General features: G+C 65.8%; 3 protein-coding genes and 1 pseudogene. All 4 read left to right on the top strand.

What is annotated here, in order from left to right; all coding sequences use genetic code 11:
• The coding region (locus tag ABYB95_RS18700; RefSeq protein WP_372660262.1) for a TAXI family TRAP transporter solute-binding subunit at positions 1-328 on the top strand (328 nt) is incomplete at its 5' end.
• A 126-nt stretch (positions 329-454) separates the two neighbouring features.
• Positions 455-2,266 carry an ATP-binding protein gene (locus ABYB95_RS18695; RefSeq protein WP_372660260.1) on the top strand — a complete coding sequence of 604 codons (1,812 nt, stop codon included), beginning with the start codon at positions 455-457 and terminating at the stop codon, positions 2,264-2,266.
• Positions 2,247-3,566 carry a sigma-54-dependent transcriptional regulator gene (locus ABYB95_RS18690; RefSeq protein WP_372660258.1) on the top strand — a complete coding sequence of 440 codons (1,320 nt, stop codon included), beginning with the start codon at positions 2,247-2,249 and terminating at the stop codon, positions 3,564-3,566. The genes ABYB95_RS18695 and ABYB95_RS18690 overlap by 20 nt, the downstream gene beginning before the upstream one ends.
• A 201-nt stretch (positions 3,567-3,767) precedes the next feature.
• Positions 3,768-3,980 (top strand): annotated as a pseudogene (locus ABYB95_RS18685) (C4-dicarboxylate ABC transporter); the annotation flags it as partial.

Here is a 3,980-nt window from a genome sequence, read left to right as displayed (position 1 = left end):
GATCGTGGTGATCCCGGTGCCCGCCGATGTGATCGCCAAGGTCGGTGACGACGCCTACCAGGTGGCGGTGATTCCGGCCAACACCTACACCGGCCAGACCGCCGATGTGGCCACCGCCGCCATCCCCAACTTCCTGGTCACCCACGCCGGTGTCTCCGACGATCTGGCCTATCAGATGGCCAAGCAGATGTACGAGAACATCGACACGCTCTACGCCGCGCACAATGCGGCCAAGGTGATCAAGCGCGAGAACGCCATCAAGGGCATGCCCGTGCCCCTGCACCCAGGTGCCGCCAAGTACTACAAGGAAGTCGGCCTCATCAAGTAAACCGGTCCCGGTAGTGGCATGGCATCTGTCGAAACCCGCCAGTTGCAAGTCCAGCGGCCCCAGCACCAGGCTGGGGCCGCTTTTGTTTTGTCGCCCGAACACGGGCCCGGGACATCTGGAGCGCCGGTGAACACAGCAGCCGAAGCAGCGCCTGCCACAGCGAGCCGCAAGCCCTGGTTATGGGTGTTGCTGGCCAGCGCCTTGTGGTGCCTGGTGGTGTGGCTGGTGTATGGCTGGTTTCACCAGGCCGCGCTGCGCGACACCGGCCAGCAAAGCCTGGCCAGCATCCAGATCCAGGCGCGGGACCTGCTGGGTTCGGTGGAAAAGTTTGAACACCTGCCCTATCTGGTGGGTGCCGAGCGGGCGTTGTCGCAACTGCTGCAGTCGCCGCAAGACCCGGCGCTGGTGGAACAGGCCAACCGCTACCTCGCCTTTGCGCAAGCCCGCACCGATGTGGCCGCCATCTACCTCATCGACACCGGCGGCAAGACCCTGGCGGCCAGCAACTGGGCCACGCCGTCCAGCTTTGTCGGACGCAACTACCGTTTCCGCCCCTATTTTCGCGACGCCATGGCCGGGCAAACCGGCATGTTTTACGGCGTCGGTGTGACCACCGGTGAACCCGGCGCCTTCATCGCGGCGCCGATCCGCGCCGATCAGCAGATCGTGGGCGTGGTGGCGGTCAAGATCGACCTCACCGCCTTCGAAAACAAATGGCGCGAAGCCGGTCTGCACATGGCCATGGCCGATGGGCAAGGCGTTCTGTTCCTGACCACGCAACCCGACTGGCGCTACCGCAGCCTGCGGCCGCTGTCCGAACCGGTGCTGCAGAGCCTGCGCGAAACGCGCCAGTACGGCGACGTGGCGCCACGCAGCCTGAGCAGCCCGGACGGCCCGGCACCGGGCGCAGCACTGCAAGCATTGACCATCGACCGACATCCTTACCTGGTGCAGGCGCGCGGTCTGGGGCGCTTCGACTGGCAAATGCTGCTGTTTTCCGACCCGGCCCAGCCGCGCCGCCACGCCCGGCTGGCGGCCGAAATCGCGGGCCTGAGTCTGGCGCTGGTGTGGCTGGCGCTGGCGCTGGGCTGGCAGTACCGGCGCCGACAAGCCGAGCGCCGGGCTTCGCAGCGCGAACTGGCCCAGGTGGTGGCCGAACTCGATGAACGCATTGCCGCGCGCACCGCCGAACTGACCGCCGCCAACGACGCGGCGGTGCAAACCGGCAAGCTGGCGGTGCTGGGGCAAATGGCGGCCAGCATCAGCCACGAAATTTCACAACCACTGGCGGCCTTGCACACGCTGGCCGACAACGCCAAGGCGTTTCTCGCCCGCCAGGACACACAGAAAGCCAGCACCAACCTGGGCCACATCGGTGAGCTGTGCCTGCGCATGGGCAACATCGTGGGCGAGCTCAAAGCCTTTGCGCGCAAAGAGCCGGCGCGCTTGCAGCCGGTGTCGCTGCGGCATGTGATCTCCAGCTCGCTGATGCTGATCGAACCGCTGCGCCACGCCTCGCGCACCCAGATCGAGAGCGACGCCACCGACCTCATGGTGATGGGCGACGCTATCCGCCTGGGACAGGTTTTGGTCAACCTGCTGCGCAACGGCATCGACGCGATGGAAACACAAAGCGAGCGGCGCCTGGAGTTGCGCCTGCAGGCCGACCACGACACCGTGCGCATCGCGGTGCGCGACCATGGGCCGGGCCTGAGCCCCAACGTGCAAGCGCACCTGTTTGAACCCTTTTTCACCACCAAACCCAGCGGCAAGGGCCTGGGCCTGGGCCTGGCTTTGTCGCAAGCCATCGTGCGCGAAATGGGCGGTAGCATCCAGGCCGAGAACGCCCATCCCGGCGCCCGCTTCGAGCTGGTGCTGGCGCGCGCCCCCAATCCGGCAAGACCCACACCACAAGACCATGCACGTACTGCTGATTGAAGACGATCCCGTCGTGATGCTGGGCGCCGAACAGGCGCTGCAACTGGTGGACATACCGGTGGAGATGGCCAGCACCGTGGAAGCCGCCATGCAGCAGGTCGCGCGGGCCTGCCCGGCGGCCATTCTGTGCGACGTCTGCCTGCCCGACGAGGACGGCTTCGCCCTGCTGCAGCGGGTGCGCGCGATCGACGCCGAGGTGCCGGTGATTCTCATGACCGGCCACGGCGACATCCGCATGGCGGTCGAAGCCATGCACCTGGGCGCCTACGATTTTCTGGAGAAACCGTTTTCGTCCGAGCGCCTGGTCGATGTGATGCACCGCGCGCTGGAAAAGCGCCGCCTGGTGCTGGAGAACCGCCGTTTGCAGGCGCTGGTGGCGTCGCAGCAAGCCTTTGGCCTGGTGGGCGAAACCGCCGGCATGGTCGAGGTGCGTCGGCGCATCGCAGCGCTCGCACCCACCCAGGTGGACATCTTGATCCAGGGCGAAACCGGCACCGGCAAGGAGGTGGTGGCGCGCGCCATCCACGAAGCGTCTGGGCGCAGCGGCCCATTCGTGGCGATCAATTGCGGCGCCCTGCCCGAAGCGATTTTCGAGAGCGAGATGTTCGGCCACGAAGCCGGCGCCTTCACAGGTGCGGCGCGCAAGCGCGTGGGCAAGCTGGAATACGCGCGGGGCGGCACCGTGTTCCTGGACGAAATCGAAAGCCTGCCCATGACCCAGCAAGTCAAGCTGCTGCGGGTCTTGCAGGAAAAATCCATCGAGCGCCTGGGCGGCAACCAGACCACCCGCATCGACTGCCGCTTCATCGCGGCGGCCAAGGCCGATCTCAAAGCCTTGTCGGACAGCGGCGACTTCCGCGCCGACCTGTACTACCGCCTGCACGTGGCCTGCATCGAACTGGCGCCATTGCGCGAACGCCGCGAAGACATTCCCCTGCTGATGGCGCACTGCGTGCACCTGTCCGCCGAACGCTACAAGGCGCCGCCGCCGGTGTTGTCGGCCACGCGCATGGCGCAATGGCTGGCGCACACCTGGCCCGGCAATGTGCGCGAACTCAAAAACGTGGCCGACCGCCTGTGCCTGGGCCTGGAGCCCGACGCGCCCCAAGCGGGTGGCAACAGCACCCAGGCGCCTTCGCTGAGCCAGCAGATGGACCGCTTTGAAAAACAGTTGCTGGCCCACGCACTCAGCAACTGCCAGGGCCAGGTGGCCATGGCCGCCGAACAACTCCAGCTGCCCCGCAAAACCCTGTACGACAAGATCACGCGGCACCAGATCGACCCGGCGGACTACCGATGACCGCCGCACTTGTGCGGAAAACCGCGCAAAGGCGGGCCCAGATTCCAGAATTCCGCACAATGGCACCGGCCTGGCGCTGAAAAATCAAGGACTTGCGACGCATCCGCATCTGGCAGGCTAGTTGCTAACCCCTATCCACCGCACGCGGCCTGGCACAAGCTGGCCGAGGCGGTTCCTGCAAACCAACGATTGGAGACATTCATGCAAAACTTCCGCAAGTTCAAACAACACTGTGCCCTCGCACTCGTCGCGGGTGCTGCCCTCGTCAGCGGAGCTGCCGTGGCTCAGCAACAGCAATTCGTCAACGTCCTGACCGGCGGCCAAAGCGGCGTGTATTACCCCATGGGTGTGGCACTGTCCCAGATCTACGCCAAGACCATCCCCAATGTGCGTGCCACCGCACAGGTGACCAAG

Origin of the sequence: Hydrogenophaga sp. (genome assembly GCF_041633695.1) — a bacterium.
Classification (GTDB): Bacteria; Pseudomonadota; Gammaproteobacteria; order Burkholderiales; family Burkholderiaceae_C; genus Hydrogenophaga.
This window is presented reverse-complemented; position numbering and strand designations above follow the sequence as displayed.

Excerpts from the sequence above, each read along its gene's own strand:
- ABYB95_RS18690 (WP_372660258.1), top strand. The coding sequence starts at position 2,247 with ATGCACGTACTGCTGATTGAAGACGATCCCGTCGTGATGCTGGGCGCC.